Genomic DNA, 399 nt, shown 5'->3' with positions numbered 1-399 from the left:
GGCGGAACTGACACGGCAAATCAATTAATTACAGTTACGGCAGTAAATGATAATCCGGTAGCGGTAGATGACATTTATACTATTGCAGAAGATGCTACGGTAACTTTAAATCCATTAGCGTTGGATTCTGATCTTGATGGCGATACGTTGAGTATCACTTCAATTGGCGGAACAACTCTTACAGGTGGTGCACAAACAATTCCTGTAACAAACGGAACAGTAAATATCTCAGCTGCAGGCGTGATTACTTTCACACCATCGGCAAACTTTAATTCGGCTACGGCTATTAGTATTCCTTATGTAATCAGCGATGGTCATGGTGGAACTGCTACAGCAAATCAATTAATTACAGTTACGGCAGTAAATGATAATCCGGTAGCGGTAAATGACGTTTATACT

Annotated in this window: 1 protein-coding gene; it reads left to right on the top strand. The window is 40.6% G+C overall.

What is annotated here, in order from left to right; translation table 11 throughout:
• A partial coding sequence (locus tag RT99_RS25380; RefSeq protein WP_042565729.1) for an Ig-like domain-containing protein occupies positions 1 to 399 on the top strand: 399 nt, incomplete at both ends.

Origin of the sequence: Flavobacterium sp. MEB061 (assembly GCF_000834715.1) — a bacterium.
In the GTDB taxonomy this organism is placed as follows: domain Bacteria; phylum Bacteroidota; class Bacteroidia; order Flavobacteriales; family Flavobacteriaceae; genus Flavobacterium; species Flavobacterium pectinovorum.
The sequence above is the reverse complement of the archived record's forward strand: the minus strand, read 5'-3'. Positions and strand labels throughout refer to the sequence as shown.